The 787-nt window shown below is 72.6% G+C and carries 1 protein-coding gene and 1 pseudogene; one reads left to right on the top strand and one right to left on the bottom strand.

Features of this window, described 5'->3' with window-relative positions:
- Window positions 1-220, bottom strand: a pseudogene (locus G3N92_RS34525) (CoA transferase); the annotation flags it as partial.
- Between the two features lie 132 nt (window positions 221-352).
- Between G3N92_RS34525 and G3N92_RS34520 the strand changes: the two are divergent.
- Window positions 353-787 (top strand): citrate/2-methylcitrate synthase (locus G3N92_RS34520; protein WP_277396229.1); only part of this gene is annotated, 435 nt, incomplete at its 3' end.

Here is a 787-nt window from a genome sequence, read left to right as displayed (position 1 = left end):
GCGCGAGCGCCACGCGCTGCACGCGGCCGGTGCGCAGGCGGTCGCACTCGGCGGCGGCCAGGCCGGCCGCCGCGACGGTGGCCAGCGCCAGCGTGCCGACCCGATGCACCGATGGCAGCCCCGGATCGCCCGCGCCCGCATCGAGATCGACGCGCGCCAGCGCGGCCGGATCGGCATTCGCCATCTGCCAGAGAACCTGCAAGGCTCGTCGTGGATCCATCGTCTGCTCCGTTCGAAAGTGGTGCGGCGAGTCTAGAATCGGGCTGGCGAGGCGATCAATCTTGATGGCCCGAATCAATACATACAGATTTGTTCGGTTATGCGCGCGCGACTGCGCGCCCGGAGCCTGCCGATGCCCAGAATCAGCGCCGCCGACGCGGCCCGCCAGCTCGGCGTGAGCCTGCCCACGCTCTACGCCTACGTCAGCCGCGGGCTGCTCGCGTCCTATCCCGACGGCCGCTCGAAGCGCCGCCATTACGATGCCGACGAGGTCACGCTGCTGGCCCGCCGCCGCGCCGACGCGAAACGCGCGGGCGGCGTGGCCGAGCGCTCGCTCGATTTCGGCGTGCCGGTGCTCGAATCGCGCATCACGCGGATCGCCGACGGACGCCCGCGCTATCGCGGCCACGACGCCGTCGAACTGGCCGGCCGCGCCTCGCTGGAAGAGACGGCCGCGCTGCTGTGGGCATGCGAGCCGGCGCGCCTGGCCGCCGAGCCGGCGCTCGACGGCATCGATACCGCGCATTGGCAGCGCTGGCTGGGCGAATGGGCGGATCGCCCGCCGCTC

It is taken from the genome of Burkholderia sp. Ac-20379 (assembly GCF_017104645.1).
In the GTDB taxonomy this organism is placed as follows: Bacteria; Pseudomonadota; Gammaproteobacteria; order Burkholderiales; family Burkholderiaceae; genus Burkholderia.
The sequence above is the reverse complement of the archived record's forward strand: the minus strand, read 5'-3'. Positions and strand labels throughout refer to the sequence as shown.